The sequence below is a fragment of the Sphingobacterium deserti genome (assembly GCF_000757725.1).
Taxonomy (GTDB): Bacteria; Bacteroidota; Bacteroidia; order Sphingobacteriales; family Sphingobacteriaceae; genus Sphingobacterium; species Sphingobacterium deserti.
On the sequence record NZ_JJMU01000016.1, the window covers coordinates 32,208 to 58,377 of the forward strand.

General features: G+C 44.5%; 21 protein-coding genes. 2 read left to right on the top strand and 19 right to left on the bottom strand.

What is annotated here, in order from left to right:
- Window positions 1-5 precede the first annotated feature (5 nt).
- The 11 genes from DI53_RS05270 to DI53_RS05320 form a co-directional block, all read right to left on the bottom strand.
- The gene (locus tag DI53_RS05270) at window positions 6-1,115 is read right to left on the bottom strand and encodes a glycoside hydrolase family protein (protein WP_037496303.1); all 1,110 of its coding nucleotides are present in this window, start codon (window positions 1,113-1,115) and stop codon (window positions 6-8) included.
- Window positions 1,116-1,377: 262 nt separating this feature from the next.
- On the bottom strand, window positions 1,378-2,409 hold the full coding sequence (locus DI53_RS05275; protein ID WP_037496306.1) for a GntR family transcriptional regulator: 1,032 nt from the start codon (window positions 2,407-2,409) through the stop codon (window positions 1,378-1,380).
- A 158-nt stretch (window positions 2,410-2,567) separates the two neighbouring features.
- Window positions 2,568-4,076 (bottom strand): RagB/SusD family nutrient uptake outer membrane protein, encoded by a 1,509-nt coding sequence (locus tag DI53_RS05280; protein ID WP_037496308.1) that lies wholly within the window; start codon window positions 4,074-4,076, stop codon window positions 2,568-2,570.
- Window positions 4,077-4,080: 4 nt separating this feature from the next.
- On the bottom strand, window positions 4,081-7,260 hold the full coding sequence (locus DI53_RS05285; RefSeq protein WP_037496310.1) for a SusC/RagA family TonB-linked outer membrane protein: 3,180 nt from the start codon (window positions 7,258-7,260) through the stop codon (window positions 4,081-4,083).
- A gap of 224 nt (window positions 7,261-7,484) precedes the next feature.
- Window positions 7,485-10,223, bottom strand: a complete 2,739-nt coding sequence (locus DI53_RS05290; protein ID WP_037496312.1) for a glycosyl hydrolase — start codon at window positions 10,221-10,223, stop codon at window positions 7,485-7,487.
- A 6-nt stretch (window positions 10,224-10,229) separates the two neighbouring features.
- Entirely contained in the window at window positions 10,230-10,544 is a 315-nt protein-coding gene (rhaM, locus tag DI53_RS05295) for an L-rhamnose mutarotase (RefSeq protein WP_241462375.1), read from the bottom strand.
- A 78-nt stretch (window positions 10,545-10,622) separates the two neighbouring features.
- The gene (locus DI53_RS05300) at window positions 10,623-11,789 is read right to left on the bottom strand and encodes a glycoside hydrolase family 88/105 protein (RefSeq protein ID WP_037496314.1); all 1,167 of its coding nucleotides are present in this window, start codon (window positions 11,787-11,789) and stop codon (window positions 10,623-10,625) included.
- A 29-nt stretch (window positions 11,790-11,818) separates the two neighbouring features.
- Window positions 11,819-12,613 carry an SGNH/GDSL hydrolase family protein gene (locus DI53_RS05305; RefSeq protein ID WP_037496315.1) on the bottom strand — a complete coding sequence of 265 codons (795 nt, stop codon included), beginning with the start codon at window positions 12,611-12,613 and terminating at the stop codon, window positions 11,819-11,821.
- Window positions 12,614-12,629: 16 nt separating this feature from the next.
- Window positions 12,630-14,672, bottom strand: a complete 2,043-nt coding sequence (locus DI53_RS05310) for a rhamnogalacturonan lyase (RefSeq protein WP_071790460.1) — start codon at window positions 14,670-14,672, stop codon at window positions 12,630-12,632.
- Window positions 14,673-14,710: 38 nt separating this feature from the next.
- Complete coding sequence (locus DI53_RS05315; RefSeq protein WP_241462376.1) at window positions 14,711-16,051, bottom strand: rhamnogalacturonidase; 1,341 nt, start codon at window positions 16,049-16,051, stop codon at window positions 14,711-14,713.
- A gap of 420 nt (window positions 16,052-16,471) precedes the next feature.
- The gene (locus tag DI53_RS05320) at window positions 16,472-17,197 is read right to left on the bottom strand and encodes a dienelactone hydrolase family protein (RefSeq protein WP_052072082.1); all 726 of its coding nucleotides are present in this window, start codon (window positions 17,195-17,197) and stop codon (window positions 16,472-16,474) included.
- A gap of 321 nt (window positions 17,198-17,518) precedes the next feature.
- Here DI53_RS05320 and DI53_RS05325 point away from each other — a divergent pair, with 321 nt between their 5' ends.
- Window positions 17,519-17,938 (top strand): nucleoside-diphosphate kinase, encoded by a 420-nt coding sequence (locus DI53_RS05325; protein ID WP_037496318.1) that lies wholly within the window; start codon window positions 17,519-17,521, stop codon window positions 17,936-17,938.
- Between the two features lie 68 nt (window positions 17,939-18,006).
- Here the strand turns inward: DI53_RS05325 and DI53_RS05330 are convergent, their stop codons facing one another.
- The 3 genes from DI53_RS05330 to ruvX all read right to left on the bottom strand — a co-directional run bounded on the left by DI53_RS05330 (window position 18,007) and on the right by ruvX (window position 19,666).
- The gene (locus DI53_RS05330) at window positions 18,007-18,669 is read right to left on the bottom strand and encodes a DUF2490 domain-containing protein (RefSeq protein ID WP_037496320.1); all 663 of its coding nucleotides are present in this window, start codon (window positions 18,667-18,669) and stop codon (window positions 18,007-18,009) included.
- Between the two features lie 148 nt (window positions 18,670-18,817).
- Window positions 18,818-19,252, bottom strand: a complete 435-nt coding sequence (gene ybeY, locus DI53_RS05335; RefSeq protein WP_193790633.1) for an rRNA maturation RNase YbeY — start codon at window positions 19,250-19,252, stop codon at window positions 18,818-18,820.
- Window positions 19,253-19,255: 3 nt separating this feature from the next.
- Window positions 19,256-19,666 (bottom strand): Holliday junction resolvase RuvX, encoded by a 411-nt coding sequence (gene ruvX, locus DI53_RS05340; protein ID WP_037496340.1) that lies wholly within the window; start codon window positions 19,664-19,666, stop codon window positions 19,256-19,258.
- 102 nt (window positions 19,667-19,768) lie between these two features.
- Here ruvX and def point away from each other — a divergent pair, with 102 nt between their 5' ends.
- Window positions 19,769-20,995 (top strand): peptide deformylase, encoded by a 1,227-nt coding sequence (gene def, locus DI53_RS19950; RefSeq protein ID WP_081939389.1) that lies wholly within the window; start codon window positions 19,769-19,771, stop codon window positions 20,993-20,995.
- Between the two features lie 60 nt (window positions 20,996-21,055).
- Here the strand turns inward: def and DI53_RS05355 are convergent, their stop codons facing one another.
- The 5 genes from DI53_RS05355 to DI53_RS20515 form a co-directional block, all read right to left on the bottom strand.
- On the bottom strand, window positions 21,056-22,114 hold the full coding sequence (locus DI53_RS05355) for a glutaminyl-peptide cyclotransferase (protein ID WP_241462377.1): 1,059 nt from the start codon (window positions 22,112-22,114) through the stop codon (window positions 21,056-21,058).
- A gap of 7 nt (window positions 22,115-22,121) precedes the next feature.
- Window positions 22,122-22,478 (bottom strand): YraN family protein, encoded by a 357-nt coding sequence (locus DI53_RS05360; protein ID WP_037496322.1) that lies wholly within the window; start codon window positions 22,476-22,478, stop codon window positions 22,122-22,124.
- 4 nt (window positions 22,479-22,482) lie between these two features.
- Complete coding sequence (gene dnaG, locus DI53_RS05365) at window positions 22,483-24,471, bottom strand: DNA primase (protein WP_037496324.1); 1,989 nt, start codon at window positions 24,469-24,471, stop codon at window positions 22,483-22,485.
- Between the two features lie 93 nt (window positions 24,472-24,564).
- The gene (locus DI53_RS05370; protein WP_037496325.1) at window positions 24,565-25,107 is read right to left on the bottom strand and encodes an LbetaH domain-containing protein; all 543 of its coding nucleotides are present in this window, start codon (window positions 25,105-25,107) and stop codon (window positions 24,565-24,567) included.
- Window positions 25,108-25,911: 804 nt separating this feature from the next.
- On the bottom strand, window positions 25,912-26,170 hold a 259-nt coding region (locus tag DI53_RS20515; RefSeq protein WP_206537992.1), incomplete at its 5' end, for a hypothetical protein.

Genomic DNA, 26,170 nt, shown 5'->3' on the forward strand with positions numbered 1-26,170 from the left:
TTAAATCAAAGTGTGTACGATACAATCTCAAAAACAAATGTTGTGGCGCTGCTATGGTCGCCTCCTTGTGTGGCGCCAAACAAAAATTGCGGTTTCTCCGTGTTTGTGTCGAGCAGCAGCATCGGCCTTTCCAACCGACCAAAGCGTTTTAAATGAGCCGCTGGTTGAGGCTCGGTCACATAGTCTTTCATTGCGCCGTAAGAGACGCGCGGAGGAGCCCACTTCAGACCATCTTTCGACGATAGCAGCAACCCGAATTCGTGATTGAAAAAGCCCATATCGCGCGCAATCATGTAATAGGTTCCTTGCTCTTTCCAAACAAAGGCATCTTCAAGTTGCGCATTGTTAGGCTGATCTGAAAAATCGAGTACAGGCTTTTCCGACACACGCTCATAAGGCCCCGCGGGTTGATCAGCCTTTGCCAGTCCATATTTTCGATTACCACGGACGGCTCCTTTCGCCTGTTGGTACTCAGCGGTATTCCACGACTTATAAAACAACCAATATTTTCCATCATCACCTTTTATAAAGGCAGGGTTGGTTGTGCAATGATCGTCCCAGGCACCAGGTTCGCCGGGCAATAAGCAAGGTTCATCCATGCGTTTCCAAGGCCCAGCAATAGTCTTGGCCGTTGCGACGCCTATACGTTTCGTATCGGTTTTTCCATTGGAATTGCCCATGTAAAATAGGTAGTAGGTATCATCCACCTTTTTGATTAGCGGATTGTGGCAGGTTGTACTATCCCAATAGCCTTCACGTGGCGCAAGCACCACCGACTGATGTTGAAAGGTGTCGTAGGGACTGTCGGCCACCGCATGGGCGATCTCGGATCCGCGAATCCAACCACTCATTCCACGCTCCTTGCGCCACCGCGAATAAAACAGATGTACTTTGCCATCTTCGCCCCAAATCGGTGAGGAGCACCAGATGTAATAATCCGCTAGTTGTAAGGATCGGCCAATGGGTTTTAGTGTAAAGGCCGGCGCCGTGGGCGTAAGTTTAATATTCCCTAACAAGGGCTCCATAAAAAGAATGCCTGAGAGCGTATACAGCCCAGATTGGATAAAATGTCGCCTGGAAAATGATCGTAGGTCGTTGCCTGTTTTACGAATCATGGTTTACTTCTTTACAGTTAGCATTTGTAGGTTTACATCCACAAGATATTAAAAACAAGTGCCAAACGTATCCTGCGCTGTCCTGACATTTCCTAATATGAAGACAAAAGGCAAGCAAGAATTGTATTTCAAACGTGCAGAGCAGTTTTCACATCGCCGCGCGGCAGCTAGAAGTAAATAGATTATCCAAGCCGTCTACAGCAATCTGCAGCGGCAATTTAGGAGGCATGGCAGGCCACGCCTATTTTATGGTTGGAAAGAATTAAATGGAAGGTCTGATATTGACGTAAAATGGTACTTCGAGTTGTGTTGTTTCTTTTAATTTGACAATTTGGGCAGCATACTTACCCATGAGTTCAAAATCCGTGGAGATGGTGGTGATACCATTCAATATAAATTTCTTCAATGGCGTTTCGTTATAGGAGATAATGCCGACATCCTTGCCTATTTTATAATTTTTAGCGATACACTTTTCCAGTATCAGGACCAAATCATCTTCTGCGATATTTATATAACATTCGCCTTTTTTTAATGGCTCTTTATTCAAGTTTCCAACCAACATATGATCAAATGCATACTGCTGACAAAACTTGTAAAAACCTTTGATGATTGCTTTCGGATAATCGCTGTTATCAGGAAACACTAATTTAAGCGTTCGGTATTTTGACAAAGGTTCCAATGTTTTTTCCAGCGCTTCATAGATATCCTTTTCGTAGTTTTCATACACGGCATCGAATTCCCCATCCATGCCATCTACCATCTTGCCCAGTAGCAGTAGTTTTTCTACAGGTATAAGCGAGAGCACCTCTGGAGCTTGATCACGACCTTCTTTAAAATGCGGAAAAATTACATACCGATCGTATTGTTTGGTTAAGTTGAGCAGCAGGGTGCGAAGATGGGAGATGTCACTGTTATAGACAAAGAGATCCAGAGAAGCTTCATCGCCAAGCTCATTGGCAAAAGCGTCGTAGACAATTTTTTTATGGGCGCTCAACTTATTAAGAAAAAGCGCTATTTTCTGCTTGTTGACTACGTCCGATTTCTCTACGAAGTATCCTTTTCCTGGGGTAGAGGAGATGATATCCAAGCTTTTTAAATGCTTATAGCCTTTTTCCACCGTATCGCGAGAAATATCCAGGTGCACACTAAGCTCGTTTATCGACGGTAAAATATCTCCTTGCCGCAAATGGCTGTTTTTTACGCCATCAATGACCGCATCGGCCAGCTGCAGATATTTCGGTGTCGAGGAAAAGTCGCTAATCTGAATACTCTTAATGAATTCCTGATTGTTCATAGGTACGTCTCTAGGTGATGTGCTAAAGAAACGGTTTTTTAAATAGAAATGCAATTTTGCCGTTCTGTAAATTTTCCTAGAATACAGCTATAAATGGAAACAACACCGTACAAACATATATTACCATGTTCATACGGTGCTGTTCGCCATATCGATTACTAATACCCTTTATTCTGCTCGTAGAGCCCCGGACTTTTGTTCAATTCTGATTGCGGCACGGGGTAAAGAATATAGTCGATGATGAAATCGTCCATTTGCCCACCACTGTCTTCCGCTGCTATCCAGGCTTTTATTGTTGCTTCCACGGTTCCCGAGCGGATAAGATCAAACCAACGGGATCCTTCACCGATAAACTCCCGGCGACGCTCTTCCAGCAATTGTTCTTTTGTAACACCTACTAAAGGAGCTGTTAATCCGGCTCGACTGCGTACCGCGTTGACTACGGCATCTACCTCTGTTGCCGCCGAGCCTGCAGCGCCATTCAGTATACATTCCGCTTTTAACAACAGCAGATCTGTGTATCGAAAAACGATAAAGTTGATTGGCCAGTCCATTCGGCTTGTCGTAGGCACCTTGGTTATATCCACAAATTTCTTGATGAATGGACGATTTTCCACTACGGGGCCGTCCGCAAAGCTGCTTTGGATGCTAAATGACTTACGGACATCATCAGCTTCATATCTATTCACTAAATCCGTAGAGACTGGGCGGATAGTAAGGCCCCCTTGTGCGGTAAAGCCAAAAGACTGAAAATACCTATCTGGCACCAATACCCAAGGAAAGGTAGCGCCAACGACCGGGTTTCCTCCGCTCACATATTCAATATTGAAGATCACTTCCCTATTCCGTTCATTGGCATAATCAAAAATAGATGCGTAGGTGGCCAAGCTTGAGAACTCATTGCTGGCAATGATATCGTTAAACTGGGTTACGGCCTTACTCCACTCGTTGCTATTTTGACCAATACCATCTACATTCAAGGTAGGCCCTGACTTGCTCATGTACAACAACCCTAAAAGCATTTTTGCTGCGTAGGTATTCACCCTGCCAGCATCAACGGAAGCATAAGCGCTTGGCTTGGGCAAATTATCGATAGCGAATAACAAATCCTGTTCAATAAAATTACAAAGTTCTGCCACGGGGCTTCGCCCAATGGTTTTGGCTTCCGCATCAGACACCACACGATCGATAAGTGGAACCCGACCGAAATAGCGAACCAAATCGAAATAGAAGAATGCTCTTAAGAAACGAGCCTCGGCCTCCATCCTCCTGCGAAGCGTGGCATCCGTCACCACACTTTCTCCTTTTGTGGCCAATTGCTCCAAATAGTTGTTGGCACGAAAGACGCCTATGTAATTGTCCTCCCACGCATCCACCACGTAGGGATTGGCATTGATGTTTTTGTGGAAGCTGTTTATACCTTCCCAATCGCGAACACCACCATCCGACACGGCATATAAATTGTCAGAACGCGTTTCTGATAGGTTGAGCAAGCGATCAGGATAGGTTCGTGCGGCGCTGTAGACAGCGGTAAGACCTTGTGTAAAATCATTAACCGTTTGAAAGTAAGTTTCCGAAGTTCCTTCGGATATGGGTTGTTGGCCGAGATCCATATCGCAAGAGCTCAGCAGCACGCAACCTAGTGCTATATAAAGTATCTTTTTCATTGTCTTAGAATGTCAGATTAATACCAAAAGTGATTGTTTTCGGAAGGGCGAGTCCACCATAATCGCCGGGTTCGAGATAGCTACTACTACCGCTCAGGTTTGTGTTTGCCGACTCTGGATTTACCCCACCATCATACTTATCTTGTCCCCAATAATTTTCTAGCGTAAGGTAGAGACGGCCGCTATTCAATTTCGAATTGCCTCCGAGTCGCAAATCTTTGAAGTTGTAACCGAAAGTAACGTTCCGCAAGCGCCAATAATCAGACGAGTACAACCAGTCGGTGTTTTTTATTCGCCCGAATGTAGAGTAAGCCTTACCTACCCGTCCGTCTCCTGGATCTTCTTCTGATCGCCAACGATCCCGGTAAAAACCAAGCGCATTGTCTGTCGACCCTTGACCAGTTCTGCCCAGCGCACGCCCTAGCAAGGAATAGATATGCCCACCCCGTTGTCCTTGAAATAATAGACTGAGGTCAAAATTCTTGTATCGAAAATCGTTCGTGATACCCCACACATAATCTGGATTGGGGTGTCCCACGATTACCCGGTCATTGGCATCGATTACACCATCGCCGTTAGCGTCTACATAACGCGGATCTCCAGCGATTTGATTACCGAAAATAGGAGCACCGTTATTGATATCCTGCTGGCTTAAAATTCCGTCCTGCTGCACCACATAGATCGAATACATCGGTTCGCCGACGCGAAGTATACTGTGCTCAATATCAAAAGAAGATGGAATTAGGATTTGCTCTTGGTTGCCAATCAACTTCGTAATTTTATTACTATTATTACTAAGATTGAAAGAAGTTGACCAGGTAAAGTTGGATCCTACAAAATTGCGAGAGGTCAACTCCAAATCCCAGCCGCGGCTCTTTACCTCTCCGGCATTGTCCAGATAGTTGGAAAAACCGGAAGCAAACATCGCCGGCACATTCAGCAATAGACTGCTGCTCGTACGTTGATACCAATCAAACGATCCGGAAAGACGCGAATTAAAAACTGCGAAATCTACCCCAAGGTCAAACGTGCGTGATTTTTCCCAGGTAAGATTCGGGTTGATGATGTTTGCTGGCGCTTGTCCAGGAGCCACTGCACCATTGAACGTATAGTTGTTAAAGCCCAAAACTGATATTCCGCTGTAATCCCCAATATTATTATTTCCAGACTCACCGTAGCTTCCTCGAATCTTGAAGTCATTCAAGAAGGTAAGCGATTCCAGGAAAGCTTCGTCAGACACACGCCAACCGGCAGAAACAGACGGGAACCAGCCCCACTTGGTATTGGCACCGAAACGGGATGATCCATCACGCCGCAAGCTCGCTGAAAAAAGGTACTTATTATCATAGGCGTATTGCAAACGTCCAAAATAAGAAAGCATTAAGTTTTTACTCGCTTCGGTAGATGCAACAGTTCTCACAGCGGCATTTAGCGTACGTATGGAACTGTTGGTGAAGCCTCCTTGCGAACTGATTGAAGAGATATCCAAGCGATCATAATTATATGCATGCCCTAGTAAGGCACTGATATTATGTTTATTAATATCCAGATCATAATGCAAGGTATTTTCGTTCACGATAGTTTGCCGGCGATAACCATTTGCCGACCCAGAGGTGGCGAGATTTGGGTTGTTGATACGGCTGGCCAATGTACCAGATACCGTGTAGGGTACAAAGCTTGTTGCTTGGCGATCGGTATGATCTATATTCAAGGTTGTCTTAAACGTCAATCTATCCAAAATCTCGTACTGCCCATACATACTGGCTAGCACACGCGCGATTTTACTTTCACCGACATAGTTGTTTAACTTCGCAATAGGATCATTGGTAGAGACACTCCACGGGTATTTTTCGTTCTCGAAAACGTTAACTGTTCCTGCAGGGTGGTCTTGCACAGGTGACATCGAATAGATTTGATGCATAATGTTATCCTTTCCTTCCACACCGGGATCATTGGCCAACGAATAGGTGGGTGCCAAGTTTAATCCAAAAGCCAATTTTTTGGTGGGCTTCACATCCACATTCGCCCGTAGGGCGTAATTTTTGTAGTCTAAGCCCTTTACTATCCCTTTTTGATCCATATAGTTCCCCGAAATGTAATAGTTTACGAAATCGGTTCCGCCAGATGCTGCCAATTGGTAATTCTGCACTAAGCCTTTCCGGTAGGCTTCATCCTGCCAATTGATTAAATTAAGCCCAGGAAAGCCCGCTTGCAACCAGCGGTCATCGTACATAAAGGATGGGTTAACAGTTCCGGGAGATAAGCCTAAAATAGCTCGACGCTGCTCGGTTGTTTGGCTTGCTGTACGTCCGCTACCGGATGCTACCCACTGCGCATTGATCATCTCGGTGGCGCGGTCAATCCATTCTTCGCCGTTTAACATGTCTAGTTTTCTATATGCTTCCGACATACCTAAATAGGTATTGAAGTTCAATCTTGCTTGTCCGGTTTTCCCGCGCTTTGTTGTCACGAGGACAACACCGTTTGCCGCTCTAGATCCGTAGATAGCTGCAGACGAGGCATCTTTTAGTACTTCAATAGATTCGATGTCATTTGGATTAATATTGTCTAACGGGTTTCCTGTTGCGTAATTGCCAGAACCATTAGGCGAAGAAACCGTCAACGGGAATCCGTCAATAACATACAAAGGTTCGCTTCCAGCGGTAATCGAGCCCGAGCCTCGAACCTGAACGCTAAGCCCCTTTCCCGGGATTCCCGTCGTCTGCTTAACCCGTACCCCTGACATCTGCCCCACCAGCGCTTGATCGACACGTATGACCGGACGCTCTTGCAATCCTTCGGCGTTAAATTTGGAAATTGGCGCAATAACATTGGAGCGCCGTTGCGTACCGTATCCGATAACGACCACCTCATCAATTACCTCTTCTTTACTTTTGAGCGTGATGGTTAGCGTTTGCAAATCGCCGAGCTGGATTTCCTGACTTTCATATTCAATCGAAGAGAAGAGGAGAATTTCGCCCTTCCTTGCAGATAATTCAAAAGCACCGTTTGCATCCGAAGATACAGCACGAGTTGCATCGCCTTTAATTGTTATGGAAACCCCCGCAATAGGTTGTTGCGCGGCATCCACGATCTTCCCTTTCCACAATTCTTGAGCAAAAGCTTCATAGCCGAAGCCAAGCAGAATTGTTAATAGAAAACGAAACAGAATCGTTGTTTTCATAGCCTTAACGTTTTTGTATTGTGTATAGATTTATGTGGTTATTATTTACAATGTAGGGAGTTAAAGTGAAACAACCGTCCTGCGCTTTCATGCGTTGCAACAAGAACGTTACATCTTAACCTATTCCTTAACAACAAGATGCTATGCACACACGCTGAAAATCATAAACAAAAGCGGCCATCCAAAAATCATTGGACGGCCGCTTTCACGTTGCTTTACGCAGCTTAGTATGCAAGTAATTTTACCGGACCATGCAAGCCGCTATCCATTATCTGCCAGGAGCTGGCATCGAAGCTCTCGTAGTCTATATTCACGAAGTTTATTTCATGGTAATTGCGCCAAGAGACTTTTCTTTTATCTAAATCGCGTACCCGATTGGCCATCAGGTTGGCAACCTCTACACGTATTGTGTTCTTTCCGTTCTGCAGGGCCTCTCCAATCTCCAATTGAAAGGGATGGGACCATACTATCCCCATTACCTCATCGTTCACAAATACGCGTGCACTTTCACCTACGGTACCCAAGGTCAGGAGATAAGACTTGCCCGGTTGCTTATCCAATTGGATGGTCGTTTCGTAGTTTGCGATGCCTGAAAAGCGATTAGCATGTTCGTCCTTCCAAGCTGTCCAAAAAGAGGGCCGTTGTAACGTGCGGCTTTTCGGTAGTTCCGGCCCACCGCTAATGAACGTTACCTTCCAAGGCTGATTAAAAACGGGAAGTTCCGCCGTTTCATTTATGTATCGGTATGGAGTTGCAGTAACCGGCTTGTCGGATATTGCGACAAGCCAAGCATACCCTGAAGGAATCTGTAGCCGGACATTTCCTTCTTTGATAGGCAGCGCAAATATTTCCCCTGTCTGCGGGTCTAAAAGGGTACAGCTTGCGCCCAGTGTATTTAACCGGAACATGTCGTCAACCGTTTTGTCGCTATGATTCACGAGATAGTAGTATGTTTTTCCCTTCTCAACACGCCTGCTAAATTTCAGGCCCGAACGCACTAAGCGCTCTGCAAAAATCTGTTCTGTTTCCAGCGCGGAGTGTATATCTTTGGTCAAGTAAACTTTGCCCTTACCATAAGCCGTGTATTGGTTCTCTCCTTCTCTAGAGAACTTTAGTGTAGCACGAAGATCGCTCAGCTGCTTCCTTCGTTCGTCCACATTATTAAAACCATAAACATCTTGTGGCAATCCTTGAAATATGACGGTTGCACCTTGCTTTGCCAGATCAAGCAAATTCGCAAAGGTGGTTTCTGAAAAATACGCACTTTTAGGTACGATCACCGCTTTATAGGGTCGTGCATTCTTCGCCGTTATCAGCCCCTCGCTATCAACAGTGGTTTGGTCAAGAATTGCATCTGTTACGAAATCAAAACTATATCCGGATTGCTGTAGGGCAACACTCTGTTTATAAAATTCTGTGGGATGCAACCAACGATCGACATGGTGTACGCCGAGTGTTTTAAATGCGCCAACCGTATCTTGCCATACATCGTAGATCGGCCAATAGACCAACAGCTCATTATCAGCCCGTGTAGTTTGTAAAATGGATTGTACACGGGTAATGTATTGGTTGAGCCCGTCCATATGGTTCCACAATGGATTGTTACTGGTAAAATTAACTGATGCATAAAATAGCCAGCCAGGAAAGGCGACATCTTCCGGCGAATACGTCGTTCCGTGGTAAAAAACATGGTTTACACCGGTCAAGAACAGCTGCTCAACCTCTGGCTTTGTTTGCGACAATGCAGTTTTGAAATGATCGGTAAGCCAAGTAAAGGTTTCCGATGAAGTATATTTCTTGCCATGTGTATTAGTTGCTGAAGAAGCAAACTTGAACATCATGGGATCTGGATCTACATTCCGTACATCTGCCGAGTCTCGGCGCAGGTGCGGAATATTAAAGAAGCTGGAACCAAAGGTTTCGCATTCGGCAATATCTGTACTGGCGTACAGGTCGATTAGATTTCCCGGCGATCCATGTGCCTGATTGCGAGACAAGGCTCCCCGCTGATGCGCAAATTTAGTGAATGGTATCAAAAAATTGTCGCGGAGCACGGCACTCACTACCTCCCGATAGTCAGCCTTCACCCTCGCCTCCCGATCTTTATCAGCGCCCTTTCCCGCAAAATCTAAAAGGTGGTCTTCCAATTTATAGCTTTTTCGCTTCTGAAACTCTTGCAAAAAACTATCGGTCCAATTGGCGCCATACACTTCATAGCTATCATTAAAAAAGGAGCGGATGGGGATCTGCCTTTCTTTAAAAGCTTCTGCAAATGAGCTTAGGTAGTGTTTCACCGGTATCACGCCTAAATGATCAAGCGTAAAGCCTTCACCACCTGGTGCTGCACGTTTCACCTTTTGCTTCGTGCGACCCGCAAAAAGCGCAATTACGCGCACCGCTTCACTCGTAGTCCATTGCCCAGCTGTTTTGCCGATGTATTGATCCAAATTGATCTCTTCGCCATTTGACTTAAACGCGCGAAGCGCCTGCAACTTTGCAAAAGTCTGTTTGCTATCTATTGGCCCAAGTGGGAAACGTAGCTGGTCGCCCTTCTTCAAAATGATCTCATCCAAGAAAAACTTCGTCGCGGCATCCTGTTCCGTTACTTGCGGTCCTCCAAACGGCCATCCTGTGCCTAAGTTCATATCTACACCGAGACCTAAGCTGTTTGCTTTCTCAGTGGTGAATGCCAACATATCCATCCAGTCGCCAGATAAATAGGGAATGTAGCGCGATTCGTATCCTTTTGCACCATAAATGGGCGTTACTTCCACCCCGCCAATCCCGACATCATCAAAGCGCTGCAGCTCGCGTGCTAGGTGAAGTTTGTCTACGGCTGAGCCCATCCACCACCAGCGGGTCCATGGTTTCATTTCTTTTGTTACAGTGGGCCATCCTTCCTGTGCGAAAGCAGCATTCAGCACTAAGCCGATGAATAGCAACGTTATCCATTTCTTTTTCATATATTTTTAATCTAGATGAAACACCACGGGCAATGCTGTCGACACGGGCGAGAAATCCTCATTTGTTTCCATAATATCCGCCATATATTTCCACCAACGTTGCACGAGTGCTATTTTTCCAAGCTCTTGCGACGAAGTCCCAGTCAAGCGTTGAACGGCAAATAATGAATCGGATTCTTCATCAAAAAAAATGGTATAATCAGCGATACCGTTTTCTTTCAAAAGCGTAACCAATTCTGGCCAAATTGCCGCATGCCTTTTTTCATATTCCGCTTGCATTCCAGGCTTTAGTTTCATCTTAAAAGCAATCTTTTGCATCATCACATTTTTTATAAAGATCTATTTTCATGCGATTTCCTAAATTTTTAGTGCCGCAAAATGAGCGTATCTCTCCTTTTTTTAGCGTCCGCTTTCCAACAATTTATAGAATTCGGAGCCCGCAAGTAAGAAACATCCCAATCCATAATCTTCAAAATCCGGTACTGTAGAAAAGCCAAGCGGTTGTCCATCTTTTGGCTCTTTGCCCGTGCCTTGCACATAGCCCAAAAATCCCGATGGGTGCACGGCTTCGTCAACCATGGCTTGCCATGCTTTATCTAATGCCGGCCGATAAACTGCGGCATCTAAGATGCCTTGATTGATACCCCAAGCCATGCCATACGCAAACAGTGCGGTGCCCGAGGTCTCCCGACCGCCAAAATTAGTTGGATCATGCAGACTCACGTTCCAAAAGCCATCCTTACGCTGTGCTTTCAGCACCCCTTCCATCAGGTCTTTAAAATCTTGTAGGTAAACAGCATGGTTCTTTTCATTTTCCGGAATCACGGCCAACACACGTACCAAAGCAGCAACAACCCAGCCGTTACCACGAGACCAATAGCAGTCTTCACCATTGGGTTCTTGGTAAGGTGGTACAAAATTTCGATCGCGCCACCATAATTTATCCGTTGGATTATACAGGCCACCTCCTTCTTCGTTTTTGGAGTAGCTATACAGCTTATACATGTAATCAAAATAACGTGGATCATCGAACATCACGCCAAGCTTCGCGAAGACGGGCATCGCCATCTGAATAGCGTCGATCCATGTCCAATCATCCACCTTGCCCGAATGCATCACGAAATCTATATTCTTTTTAATCGCACGGATTCTTTCTTCTTCCTTATCCAATTCGTACAGCTCGAGGTATACCTGCCCGCAAGCTTGGTCGTCGGCGTTTCGTGTTTCTAGGCCGTTCCGCATACCCCAATTGTGCTTTGTTCCCCAATCGACGGCATAGTCATAGTAACGCTGGTCTCGATCTATGGCATAGAGCGCCATCAAACCTTCATAGTATACGGCTCTGGTCCATATATTACTGGGTCGCCAGCGCGTCGTGTAGATTGGCTTTCCGGTATCCGGCCATTTCTCCATGAAATAGGCGTTCGTCGACTGTAACACCTGTAGCACCTCTTGCTTACTTGCCTTAGGTTTGTGATTTGCCTGGTGTACGTTTGTTAAGCAAGCACTAGATAGCACACTGATCAACAACATCAAACCAAATAAACGTAGCTTTTCTCTCTTCATATGACTTTAGAATAATGCCTGGTGTCAGCTTATCTTTTCAGAAATTTTTGTAACCCACTATTTTTGTTATCGGCTAAAAAGCCGGCTAACAGCGCGGCATTCAATTCGGCACCGGCCTTAATGGTATGCGTTGCATCTTTTGGCTCAAAATACGTTTCTGCTACCATGGCTTTCCCCGACTTTTCATATTGGTTGATCACCAAATCCTGTAGGGGAACAAAAAATGCTGCCGCCTGCTGTGCAGCTTCTCGCGCCCAAATTGCATAGTCAGATCGCTGCACCTTGTCTCCCTCCCAGGCATTCCGCGGAATTGGTGAACAAATGATCGCAGTTGCACCTTTATCATGCACATTTTTTACAAATCTTCGCAAGTAAAAGCCATAGCTATAAACCATTTCCCGTTGTTTGAGTAAAGGATTGTTCACTTCTTGATAGGCATCTCCATTGCCTTTGATTGTTCCCCGGGCACGTAGTGTATCTACAATAGGGCTAGCATCGTTGTGTCCAAACTGCATGATGACATAATCGCCCGGCCGAATGCTGTCTAGCACCTGCTGCCACAGTTTGGGGTTATTGTAAAAAGTTCTGCTGCTCGTTCCACCTAACGCACGATTTTCAACGCGTATAGCCGATGTATCGAAGTAGTCGGCTAGGAGACTGCCCCATCCCCATTGCCCGTTATCGCCGTCGCCTCTTCCGCTTTTTACGGTGGAGTCGCCAATCACAAATAGGGTTGGCCTATCCGGCTTAACAGTAAATCCGCAGGTAACGATCATGCATAAGATGACGAAAGTTTTAATTATCACATTTTTTGTAATATTCATTATTTTAGATAGTGTTTCAAAGAGTGTTTAAACGCTGCAGCTCCTTTACGACGAAGGCTGCATTTTCCATAGCTTCGTCATCGTTTGTATCGCTATGCTTGCCTCTTGCTGTACGGCATATATCGTTTCTTTTTTTCGCATTCCAAATTACAACCGGATTGGCAGCCCAATCTTCTACACGACCGCCAAGCAACAGCCTTGTACTCGCCGCATTACGCACCCGCTCCGGATGGACGATTTCCACCTGCGGTGGCGAAGGCTTATCCATTCCTGTACCTAGGTAGTAACTTGTGTGCGGTGGTTGGTTGTAGGCAACATTTTGCCAAGCGATGCTTAACCGGTATTGCGGGTCGTGCATCAACGTGTAGAGGCGATGTTCGGTAGGGATTATGGTGCTGTAGATGCGTAAAGACTGATTGTCGTCGGCTCGCAGGATAAGCTCTTCTCGCCAATCGCCAAATATATCGGCGCTTAAATTGGGCGTACTCTTGGTTCCATTGATAGATGACGCACCTTCTGCTTTAAAAATAACACCTGTTTTATACTTTTCAATATAGTTGCTATTGAGTAACTCTCGACTAAGGTCCCCATCCCACCAAATCAGGAAATTTGCCGACTTTGGTGCTATGCCCACTTCATTGCCCTTCATATCATATAAAGAGGTTGACCCCTTCCACCACATATAAGCACCTTTATGTTCAGGATCTATATTGCCGGCGACCCCGCGTGGCACGTCTTGGTCGATTGCTCCCTGAAAAAGAATTTCGCCCGTACGCGCATCACGCAAGGCTGCCCCAATACCTTTACGTCCGCCTTTAAGCTCGTGTATTCCAAAGACCTCTAGTCCGGCCCTATCGGGATCCAAGTCAGAAACATGGAGCGCATCACCATGACCTAGGCCTGTGCTGTATAAGCCTGTCCCATCATCATCAATCGTCATCGCACCAAAAATTATTTCGTCTTTCCCGTCTTGATCCACGTCGGCAATGGATAGATTATGGTAACCTTGCCCAGCATAGGAGTGTTCTGCCTTCTCCGTATCGAAAACCCAACGCAGCTGCAATTTTTTATCTTTGAAGTCCCAAGCGACTAGTGCGGTACGGGCGTAGTAGCCACGTGTCATGACAATAGACGGATTTTTACCGTCCAAATAGGCTACGCCGGCTAGAAAGCGATCGGAGCGGTTCGCTTTCGTATCGCCCCAGCTAAGCAAATCGCCCCGAAAAGGCAGATAGTCTACTGTGTTGAGCGCTTCGCCAGTCAAACCGTCGAAGACTGTGAGAAACTCAGGGCCTTCCAAGATGCGGCCAAAGGTTGGCGAGTGCATTACGGTATCCCGCCAGTCGGCATCGGCATCCCCAAGAATATTGCCCATCCCGTCTTTGGTGCCATCTGCTGTTTTGCAGACCAATTCCGCTCGGCCATCTCCATCCAAGTCGTACAGCAAAAATTGGGTATAGTGCGCTCCTTCCCTAATGTTCTTGCCTAGGTTTATTTCCCAAAGAAAGGTCCCATCCAATTTGTAGGCTTGAAAAATGGGCTCGTCCGTTATTCCGTTATGGGCATTGTCATGCGTTTTGCCGGTTTGATGAAGCACGATTTCGTAGGTGCCATCACCGTCCAGATCAGCAACAGAGGCATCTCCAGGGGTATAGCCCGCGGGGGTGCGCAAGGGGATTTCCAAGTAGGAACGAACGGGATCCTTCGCGCGCAAAACGATCGCATCCGTCTGGATTTCCTTTCCATCCTGTACTTCCATCAGCGTGTACGTTACATCCTTCGAGTGATCAACCGTTGTATCTTGGAAGTTTGTTCCTTTATCTAATGGCTTTTCATGTAATCGCACGCGTTGCTCGCCAGCATACTGCCTATACAGCGCAAATTGCTTTTCAAAATCATCAGTGGCGAGCAGGCGCCAGCTTAAAAAGGTAGATTTCTCTGTTGTTTTCAACGCTACCAAACCCCGATCAAGAAACTCGACCAAACGTTGTGCTTTTACCGTGTGCGCCACGTTGAGGAGCAAAAGCAGCAAGAAAGATAGCAATAACCTAGTGCGCATGCATTTCAAAATGCGGGAGAATAAATGCATAGATTTAGCTATTTTTTAATAACCGGTTTGCCATTCACCTTTACATCCTTCAACTGGAAATTTGTAATATAATTCTGTTGAATATCGGCGCGCTTTGAAGCGTTTACGGTTACATTATCAAACGTAAAATTTGAGAGTTGATATTGATCAGATTTATTTACGTCGAATAGGATATCGCAATCCAATTTCACGTTCCGAAGGGTGATGTTCCGCGCATAGGATAGTTTAATATCCTTCTCGCCTTTCAGATCAAAAAATTGGGTCCACGGCTTTACGAACAAAAGGCTATTGGCATTGCCACTTACATTCTCGATTAAGATATGCTCGTACTCTTGCGGTGTATCTGGCCGCATTTTTAGTTGCAGCATTTTTTTTGCCTTATCTAATGTATTATTCCGAAAGATAATATTATAGCTATGTATAGATTCGCTACCGCAGGTCAATGCACTATGACAAAATCCGAAGGCGCAATCTTCAATAATAATATTAGAATTTGCGCCATTATTAGGGTCTTTATCCGCTTGCGGGCCTTTGCCTCCCTTTAGTGCTATGGCATCATCGTTTACTGATAGGTAACAGTTTTTAATAAGTACATTTTTACACACATCAAGGTCTATGGCATCAGAACTGGGTGCTTTAACCGGTTTTTCTGGAGCGGTGATGCGGAGATCCAGCAGCTTCAAATTTTCTACTTTATAATAGTGTGAAGTCCAGAACGGGGAGTTTTTCATATGGATACCGGATACCTGCACGTCTTTGCTATTCGAAACATATAGAACGCGCGGTCGCATTTCATCCATATTGGTACACTTTGGGTTAAACGCTCGGCGTAGCCAAAAAGCCTTCCAATAGCGTAATCCATTACCATCTAACGTTCCGTTTCCTGAGATGGTAAATCCATCCACGTTGTCTGCATTGACCAAGGCTGAGAAGTATTTTAATGTTTGCCCCTCCATACGCGTTAAGCGGAGCTCAAAATCAGCAATATCATCGCTACCTTTTAACGTAGCACCCTCTTCGAGATGCAGGTGGGTTTTAGGTTTAAAAAAAATAGAGCCACTTAAAAAGGTTCCGCGTGGTACAACAATGACGCCGCCGCCGGCTTGATGTGCCTTATCAATGACCGCTTGGATCTTTTCGGTTTGCAAAATCGTACTATCTTGTCGTACCCCAAAATCTGTGATACGATAGATTTTGCCCAATTTTTCTACCCGTGTTGACTCCACCTGCTTGAACCAAGGTGTAATTATACTTCCATCTGGAAATCGATCCTGCGCTGCTACCCGTCCTTGAAAACAGGTACACAAGATTATCCAACTAAGTAATACGATTTTGTTCCTTCTCATCATTTGTTTAATTGATAGCGTATACGACAGCATATTGGATTATTCCAACACTTGGGTTAGCACAAGCGCTGCATAGATTTATTAGTACTAAGCTATCAAGTAAGGAGGGTAAAGGCAACCTGTGCTGTCCTGTTTTCACGAGCAAAAGAACTGCTTTATGGCGTAAGCGCCTCGTACCTGCTCGTCAGGTGTATTCGCGCTTTTGTAAAAAGTTTGTTATATTATTCAGAGATACGCGTTTGGTCACTACATGCCGAACGATCAACGCGGGGACTGGCTGTATACCATTGTTAATCAGTAGCCGAGTAAAGCATTGAAAGCTGATTTTGGGGTATTCAAAAAACGAAAAACAGGATAGCAAGGCACAGCCTTTGTTTCTAGCAAAGGCTGTGCGGCAAATTCCCAGCGTATTTTAGAGGCTTTTTACTTCAACACTTCTGCTAAAAAAAGTAAGGTATGCTTCCAAGCGCGGTCCGCCATCACTTTATTATAATCAGGGGAAGCGGGATCTGTAAAGGTGTGGCCCGAATTTGCGTAGGTAATTAGTTGCCAATCGGCTTTACCATCATTCAACTCTTTTGTTAAGGCTTCTAAAATTTCTGGGGTAACACCCTTATCTTCCGCGGGATTCTCGACCAGTATTTTGGTTGTTAATGCGGTATTAGGTCTTGCTGGATCTTTAGCTAGGCCGCCGTGAATGGAGATCACGCCCTTAACCGGAAGCTGTGCACGCGCAGCCTCTAAGGCACCGGTCCCGCCAAAACAATATCCGATCACGGCAATCTTATCGGCCTGCGCTCCTGCTTTCTTGAGTTCCTCCAGGGCCAAATGTATGCGATGTTGATATGCTTTGTAGTCGCTTTTGTATTTTCCAGCAATCTTGCCTGCTGCAGCGTTATCTTCGGGAATATTACCTTCTCCATAAATATCCGCGATAAAAGCGATGTAGCCTTCTTTTTCTAAAGCAAGGGCAGCGTCTTTGGCTTCCTGATCGATTCCTTTCCACGCCGGAAGAATTAGTATACCTGGTTTATTTCTTCCTTTAACGGCCGTAACTAAGCCATTCAATTTCTGCGTACCATCGCTATACGATACCGTTTTTAATGCCTGGGCCGACAGCCCACAACTTGCAACAACCAAGCATGTCATTATCAAAAGCTTATACATAAATCTATTATCTATTATCTATTATCTATTATCTATTATCTATTATCTATTATCTATTATCTATAAAAGAATTAACGACCATTCGCCTGGATTGTTTTTCATGCTGCTCAACTTTTCTGGGATTGCTATTACCAGCCGAAAAGTTGGCTGGTTTGATGCATACGCTGTAATAAGGCATATATTACAATACAACAAATGTTTATCCGTTGCTATATATCATGCCGAAACAGCAGACTATTTTCCTGAAGTTGATGTACGGTAAAGAACAAGGTTTTTGCTAACTTTGTGAAAATTATTGATACAATGGCTACAAACAGAACTTTTACCATGATTAAACCCGATGCAGTTGCGAACGGGCATATCGGTTCCATTTTAAATGACATCATCGCTGGCGGTTTTAAAATCGTGGCTCTGAAATATATCAAACTGACTCCAGAGTCAGCCGGCAATTTCTATGCGGTACATAAAGAGAGACCTTTTTATGCTGATTTGGTAAAATTCATGACTTCAGGTCCTATCGTAGCGGCGATCCTAGAAAAAGAAAATGCTGTCGAAGATTTCCGTAAGTTAATAGGTGCTACCGATCCAAAAAAAGCAGACGAAGGTACTATTCGTAATAAATATGCAGAGTCGATCGAGGCAAATGCCGTACACGGTTCAGACTCTGACGAAAACGCCGAGATTGAGGGAAACTTTTACTTCTCGCAATTTGAAAGATTTTAACACAAGAGGCTCAGGCCTCTTTTTTTAGAGCCTGTTTTAGATTTACATAGTGAATTGTAAACAGGCTCTTACAGTTTAAGTTGGTGGTGCAAGGACAACAAAAGATTATTTGTGCCAGCGTTGTTTCCTATATGTTGCCGCATATACCCTAGCTGTATACCCAAATTATCTAAAAGCTTATAGCCAAGTCCGCCGTAAAGGCGATTCCTATCAAACGCATCGGCACCGCCGGCAAAGACATTCACAAACACTTCATTATATAATGCAAGGTACGTTCCGCCCTTCATCATTTTTGATTGGGTCAGGGGAACGTCAAGGAATAAGCAATACCGAGCGCGACCTCGTAAACTGCTTCTCATAAATCGCTCTTCTGTCCGGACGCGGTGCCTGAAACGTAAAATATCCCAATTATGCTGAATAAGGGCTTCCTGATAGATTCTGTTCTCGGAAAATGGTAAGTTGGGCGAGCCCTCGTTTTCTGTATATACATATGCATAGCCCATCGTGACGTTGATAGCCTTGTTAGCGCGATACTGAAGTCCAAAGCGAAGTAAGGTCTGCTGATGGTCGCCCAGCATCTTATAATCCCGAAGCTGCAATTCGTGATGAATGGAAAACTTGCTGTTTGGAATGGCTGTATTTCCGAAATAGATACCCCAGCCCTGCAAACTTTGCGCATGCAGCAAAACCGGTGTAAAAAATAAAAGGATAGCGATAAGCCACGCGCACATATGAACCATAGAAAGTTTAGTTGATGACACAAAGATATCCATCAACACGATCAATAGTGGTGCAACCCTGTAACAATATGCTTGCTTGTGCCAGGCTTACTCCCTTGATGCCCTACAAGCTACAATTCTAAACAGGATAGCACAATTGCTAAAAACTGCGCTTATTTAGGTATTCATTTTCTTTGGCTGTCATTCGTTCTTTATCGGCTTTGCCTTTATCCAAGAAGCCACAAAGGTGAAGCACGCCATGTATAATAACCCGGTGCAATTCATCCCTTTCAGAAACGGAGAATTTTGCCGCATTTTCTGCGGTACGCTCCACAGAAATAAAGATGTCGCCCGCTATCACATCCTCCTCTTCAGAAGAATCAAATGTGACGATATCCGTATACGTGTCGTGGTCAAGGTATTGCTTGTTTATCTCGAGTAGATAGGCATCATCGCAAAAGATAAAGTTAAGTTCGCCGATCTTTTTATATCCTTCTGCCTTAATCGTGTCACCGATCCAGCGTCGAAGGTTTTGCTTTTCCTTAATGGTGTAGTCAATGCCCTCGCTAAAGAATAAAATATCTTTCAATGCCATATATTAGATTTTTGTTTCCATAAATGTTTGTAGAATAATGGTTGCCGATACGGTGTCTATCAAGCTTTTATCCTGTCGTTTGTTTTTTGCTTTTCCACTTTGTGCGATAACCTGCGATGCCATTTTAGAGGTGAAGCGCTCATCGACTTCTACGACATTGATCGCTGGGAAAGTTTTACGCAATTTTCGCACAAAACCAACAACATACTGTGCGGATTGGGATGCCGATCCGTCCATTTGTAATGGCTTACCGACGACAAATGTTTCTATGGGCTCGGTCGCCAAGTATTCATTTAAAAAGCGCCATATGTCATCAGGATGCACCGTGGTCAAAGCCGTAGCAATAATTTGCATAGGGTCGGTTACCGCGACCCCAATCCTCTTTGTTCCGTAATCAAAAGCCATAATGCGCATATCCACTACCGTTTTTTTACAAAAATACAAATCCAGATGCAGCATCCCGACTGACGATGCAAATAAAATAATCTATATATTTGATAGATTTTTAAAAGAGATATGAGACACTTCTATATTTTAACATTTGTATTGTTGAATTTGGGCTTCGCATTTGGACAAAGCCATACTGAACAGATTGAATCCTACAGGCAAAAGCAACGGAAAGCATTATCCCAAGAAAACAAAGGGCCTATAGCCCCGCAAAATCTTGAATACCTCCATTATTTCCGTGCCGATGAAACTTATAAGACGGTCGCCAACGTTTCCTACCTATACGACGAGCCTACCTTTCGGATGCCCACATCCGACGGCACTAGCAAGGAGTTTAAACGATTTGCCGAGCTAACTTTCACGTTAAAAGGTCAGCAATTTACCTTGCCTATTTACGAAAACGTAAGCTTATTTCAATCAAATCTGCAGTCGTCTTACCTATTTTTTCCTATCTTAGATCGTACCACTGGCGAAACGACTTACGAAAGCGGTCGTTATATTGATGTAAAAAAAGAAGACATCAAAGATGGGAAACTAGCTATTGATTTTAACAAGGCTTACAATCCCTATTGCGCCTACAGCTCGGGCTACCGATGCCCACAGCCACCGAAGGAAAATTATCTGGATATTGCTATAGAAGCCGGAGAAAAAAAGTATACAGGACCAAAAAATCAACGGGAACAAGACAATAGTATGGCGAAGAATTTCAACGATAAAGAAAAGAAGCTCATCATGGCTGGCAAAGCCGAAGAAAAGATGTACGTACTGCAGACAACTGTAGCACAAGACTCCACAATTTTACGCACGCAATCTGACGATATAAAGTATGATGATCCGACGCTAGAGTTACTAGCCGCGCGCATGCTCGTTACCGTACAAGATCCAGGTCATCCTGGCGTAGGCATAGCAGCCCCGCAGGTAGGCATCAACAAAAACCTAATATGGGTGCAGCGCCTTGATAAACCAGAAGAACCCTTCGAATTGTATATCAATCCTAAAATCATCTGGCGTTCGCAATTGTTGCGGAAAGGTGCAGAAGGATGTCTGTCCATCCCCAATCGGAAGGAAGATGTCATCCGTAGCTATAGTATCAAACTACAATACGTAGATAAAAAGACAGGGAAAAATGTAGAGGAATTAATTGAAGGGTTTACAGCCGTTATTTTTCAACATGAGGTTGACCATCTTTACGGCATCCTTTTTCCCGACCGTTTGGAAGAGCAGGAACATAAAGAATCCGTCCCGCTTAATGAGCGTTTGGATTTTTATATTGGAAAAGGCACGATAGTGCCTTAATCCATAAAAGAATTGTCTCCTATATCTGCTTCTGACAGATACAGGAGACAACTCTAAATACTAGCGTGCCACCACCTTTATTTCGTAAACCTTATCCCACTGTTTGCCAGTTACCAATAGACTTTTACTTGCGCTATCATACGCTATACCATTAAGCTCTTTATCGGTTTGCGAGGCATGTGTATGTAAGCCCATCAAATTGATCTGCCCTTCAACGACGCCTGTCGTAGGGTTGATGATAACAATGATATCTTTTCCATATACGTTTGCATAAACTTTGCCATCGATGTATTCCAATTCGTTCAAGGCATCTTGCGCACCCTCGCTATTGTACACGGATATAAAGCCAGTTTCTTGGTATGTTTTAGGGTCAAGGAAATACAATTTGTTGGAACCGTCAGACTTGATTAGCTTCTCGCCATCGTAACATAGCCCCCAACCTTCTTTACTGTTTTGATAAGCGAAAGAAGAAACCTGCTCAAATGATGTTTTATTCAGTACCAAGCCCTCATTGTTAAGCCACATCAACATGATGATGTTGTTCCCTACAATGGTCATCCCCTCTCCAAAGTAATCTTGTCCATTCGCACTTTTTCCTTCAAATTCCTTCTTTTGCAGGACATTACCTGATTTTAGATCTACACGTCTTATGGAGGATATAAGTTGACTTCCAGCACCTGTCGATTCGTACAAAAAGCCGCCATTGTATTCCAGGCCTTGTGTAAATGCCTTCGTATCATGTGGATATTCATTCAGCTTTTCAAAAGCATATTGCTTCGGTGATTCCGGAACGATGGTGACATTGCTATAGGCAATTTCTTCTTTCCCGGCTTTATAAACTTTTGCAACGAGATTCCGCGCCCCCAAACCTATGGCTTCTGTATCGAGCATCAGCACGGAAGTATCCCGCTTTCTGTCAATCAATTCCCCATCTACGGAATAAATGACAGAATCGATGGTGGTATCAGGAAATTGCATCCGCACAGCAACCTTCTGTCCTAAGACAATAGTTTCTCCGGATTTCGGCGACAAAAACTCAAACTTGCCTTGCTGGGATTTACATCCTATAAACAACAATGCACCTGCTGCGCATACGCTCGCTATTTTATTTATCTTCATGTTCTATTTAATTACTCCAAAAAGCATCTTTAATTAATTCCATATGGTTCTCTTGGCCTAAATATACCGAGACAATGTCAAAACGAATTTCTCCTTCGTGGTTCGAAAGGGCTAGATAAGCATCGGCCGCCCTAATTAATAGCGCTTGCTTTCTTGCATCGACAAATGTTTCCGGCGTGCCGAATTGCATGGACGTTCGGGCTTTCACTTCGACAAAGACCAACGTATCTCCATCTTTAGCTATGATATCGACCTCACAATAGCGGTCGCGCCAATTGGTGGTCACAATCTTATATCCTTGCTTCCGTAAGAAATCAGCAGCCATTGCCTCGCCTCTTTTACCATCTATCAAGTGCTTTGCCATAAGCCTATTTTACAACAATATTGCCCAAAAATGTACCCAAAAGTTTCTCTGCTTCCTTCAGTTTTTGATATTTTGAGATCAAGATATCCATATCAGCTTCCGATCCGCCTGCTTTAAGCTCTTCCTGAACCTTGATCATCTCGCGTTCCACCTTACGTTTTTTAATTCGGTAAACCGCTTGGATGGTCAGTTCTTTCAGATGTTCCCTTTCCAGGGTCACGTAGATCTTACGTTTATCATCGTTCCAGTTTGGACTGAGCTCATACGGAGTGGACACACAGGTGATGGCCAGATCCTGCACATCCTTATCCTCGTGCGAGAAGAAAAACTTGGCTTCGGGAATCTCAAAGTCCTCCGCTTTTTTCTTAAACACATCGACAATAAATGCGCTGGGCTTATCCTCAAAAGTAACATCATCAAGCGCGCTTAACAACAGCGGCGCTACTGGCACATCGCCATCCCCTTCCCAGGTAGCCATTTCAGCACCGTAGTTCAGTAAGATACGCACGATCTCACGCTCCTGAAGAATTTCTGCCGTGATCACCTGAACGGCTTCGGCAGGAGGAAGTCCTATTTCTGTTCGTTCGGATTCCGTCAAGAAGAAATCCGCTGGAGGCATGTCCATCGGTGGTCCATCGCCAAATGAGGGTCGCGGTGCCGCCTGCTCCTTTTTCTCCTGCGCTTTCGCCTTTTGCAGGCGCATTTTGTTCAGCTCGGTAAGCAATACCCGTTCTTCGATGTCTAACAGCCTTGAACATTGCTGAATAAAGACAGACACCTTTATCTCATCAGGTATGAGCGCTATGCTTTGTACAACATCACGGATAACCTCTGCACGTTTGATAGGATCGCCCCCGGTATCTTTTAAAAGGATGCTGGTTTTGTAAAAAATAAAATCTTCCTGATGTTTATCGATGTAATCTTTAAATGCGGTAGATCCATATTTTTGCACATAGGAATCCGGGTCGTTACCATCCGGAAATAGGAGCACCTTAACATTTAAGCCTTCCTCTAACAGCATATCTGTTCCGCGAAGCGAGGCCTTGATACCTGCCGCATCACCATCGTAAAGAATGACGACATTTTTCGTAAAACGTGCTATTAACCGAATTTGTCCTGTTGTCAACGAGGTACCCGAAGATGATACCACATTCTCTACGCCCGCTTGGTGCATGGAGATCACATCAGCATAGCCTTCGACCAAATAGCAGGTATCTTTGTCCATGATTGCCTTCTTGGCGAAGTTCAGGCCATACAGCACATCAGACTTGTGGTAGATTTCACTCTCTGGCGAGTTGACATATTTTGGAACAGACTTTTCCGTTTTTAATGTCCGCCCACCATAGCCGATAATACGGCCCGTTAGATTGTGGATCGGAAACATAACACGTCCGCGAAAGCGATCGTATATGCTACCATCGTCACGTTCAATGGAAAGCCCAATCTCTTTCAGATAATCTTTATGAAAACCAGCTGCAACGGCGGCATCAGACATGATGGTCCATTGATCTGGCGAATATCCTAAGTCGAATTTCTTAATAATCTCTTCCCGGTATCCGCGCTCTTTAAAATAGGATAAACCTATTGACTGCCCTACTTCTGTTGTCCAGAGTTGCTCTTTGAAGTACTTACCAGCCCAAGCGCTAAGTACATAAAGGCTTTCCCGCTTGTCTTGCGCTGCCAGCTGCGCCGGAGAGCGCTGCACCTCTTCAATAGGCACATTATATTTATCGGCTAGATAGCGAATTGCTTCTGGATAGGAATACTTTTCCAGCTCCATGACAAATTTGAGCGAATCGCCGCCTGCACCACATCCAAAACATTTGTAAATGCCCTTCGCTACGGAAACATGGAAGGATGGCGTTTTCTCATTATGGAATGGGCAGTTACCAATCAGGGAAGTGCCGCGTTTTTTCAAGTCCACAAAATCTCCTACGACCTCTTCAATCCTGGCCGTGTCTAGCACCTTCTCAATCGTTTCTTTTGTAATCATGAATTTACGCTATCCCTATACGTTTGTTAAGCCTGAGCATTTTTTAAACTAAAGCAAGTTACACAGATGAAAAATAAAAAGCAACAAGGAAACTTAAGCCGTTATATGGCTGTTTGGAGGAATGACTAAATCTGCTTCTAGTGTAACCTCATTATCAATCACGCTGTTTGCACCTATTTCCACGCCTTCATTCACCAAAACATTCGATCCGATGTGTACGCCAGCACCGATGTTCACAAAGTCTTCAACGATGGTATTGCTGTGTATAACGGCACCCGAATCTATTAAAACCTGCTGCCCAATCTGTACATCAGGCATAACGACCGCTTTTGCAAAAATAACGGTGCCTGCTTCTATTTCCGTGTGTTTGGATATGTACGCATCAGGATCGACCAATACAGGAAAGTTTCCTCCACTAAGATCTTCGAATGTGCGTTTACGTAATCCCGCATTCCGAATAGCCAGCACATAATCAGCTTCAGGATTGTGCCGATGGTTCAGCTCCACGGTATAATCAAGCACGCTATCCAATAACAATGATTTATCAATACATCCGCTAACGGCTATATCGAGTCGTTCGATAAGATCTATCGTCATCTTTGCCTGTGCAGTAGCACCATATACATATATCGCCATAGCTGCAAAGTTAGAAAAGTATATGATAAAGGGGTAGTGCGTAGTGAGTAATGCGTAGTGAGAATTGAGAATAGATAGTAGTAGATAGATTATAGTATTTAGAATTGGGAATTGGGTAATGCGTAGTGCGTAGTGCGTATAGCGTAGTGAGATGTTAAACCTTTCTTTGCTTTATTGCTTCCTACCAATTTTAACCGAAATGTCGCCTCTTTTCTAGATGATAGTATGTAGTACTTAGTATTTAGAATTGGGTAATGGATAGTGCGTAGTGCGAGAGGCTAAAATATCCATTACTTTATTGCTTCCAATCTTTATTAAGCGAAATGTCGCCTCGAAAGCTTTGCAATATGTAGACATTTGCCATTGCACAAACCTCCCCTGCAAAGGTTTCAAGCGACGGGGTTTTGAATACTTTTGCCCTACAAAAGTATTTGCCTTGCCGCGGCATGCGGCGGAAAGGTTTGAGCGAACGACAATCCGTTTAAAAACTATATTACCCTACAAAGTATTTGCCTTGCCGCGGCATGCGGCAGATCGCTTGTCCCTTGCCGGGACTGGGCCATACTTTTTCAGATGAAAAAGTATACAAAAAATCTTCGTTCCATCGAGGCGATCTCACCCACAGCCCCACGCACAGCAGCAGGCTGCCTAGTCAGGCTAGATGACATCCCAAAATCCTTTTAGATTGGATTTCGGGAAATAATCTCATGCCTGCCCATACCCACTAGGCCACGGCAGCGCTCTGCTTTTTCCATCGCTTGATGAAACGTAATAGTGCCGTTGATCGGTCTTTGTAGATCAGGCCTATCGTTCGCTCGATTGGTAGTGCGTAGTAATATAGAATTGCGTAATGCGTATAGCGTAGTGAGATGTTAAACTTTTCTTTGCTTTATTGCTTCCTACAAATTTTAAACGAAATGTCGCCTCGAAAGCTTTGCAATATGTAGACACTTGCCATTGCACGAACCCTCCCTGCAAAGGTTTCAAGCGACGGGGTTTTGAATACTTTTGCCCTTCAAAAGTATTTGCCTTGCCGCGGCATGCGGCGGAAAGGTTGTGGGGA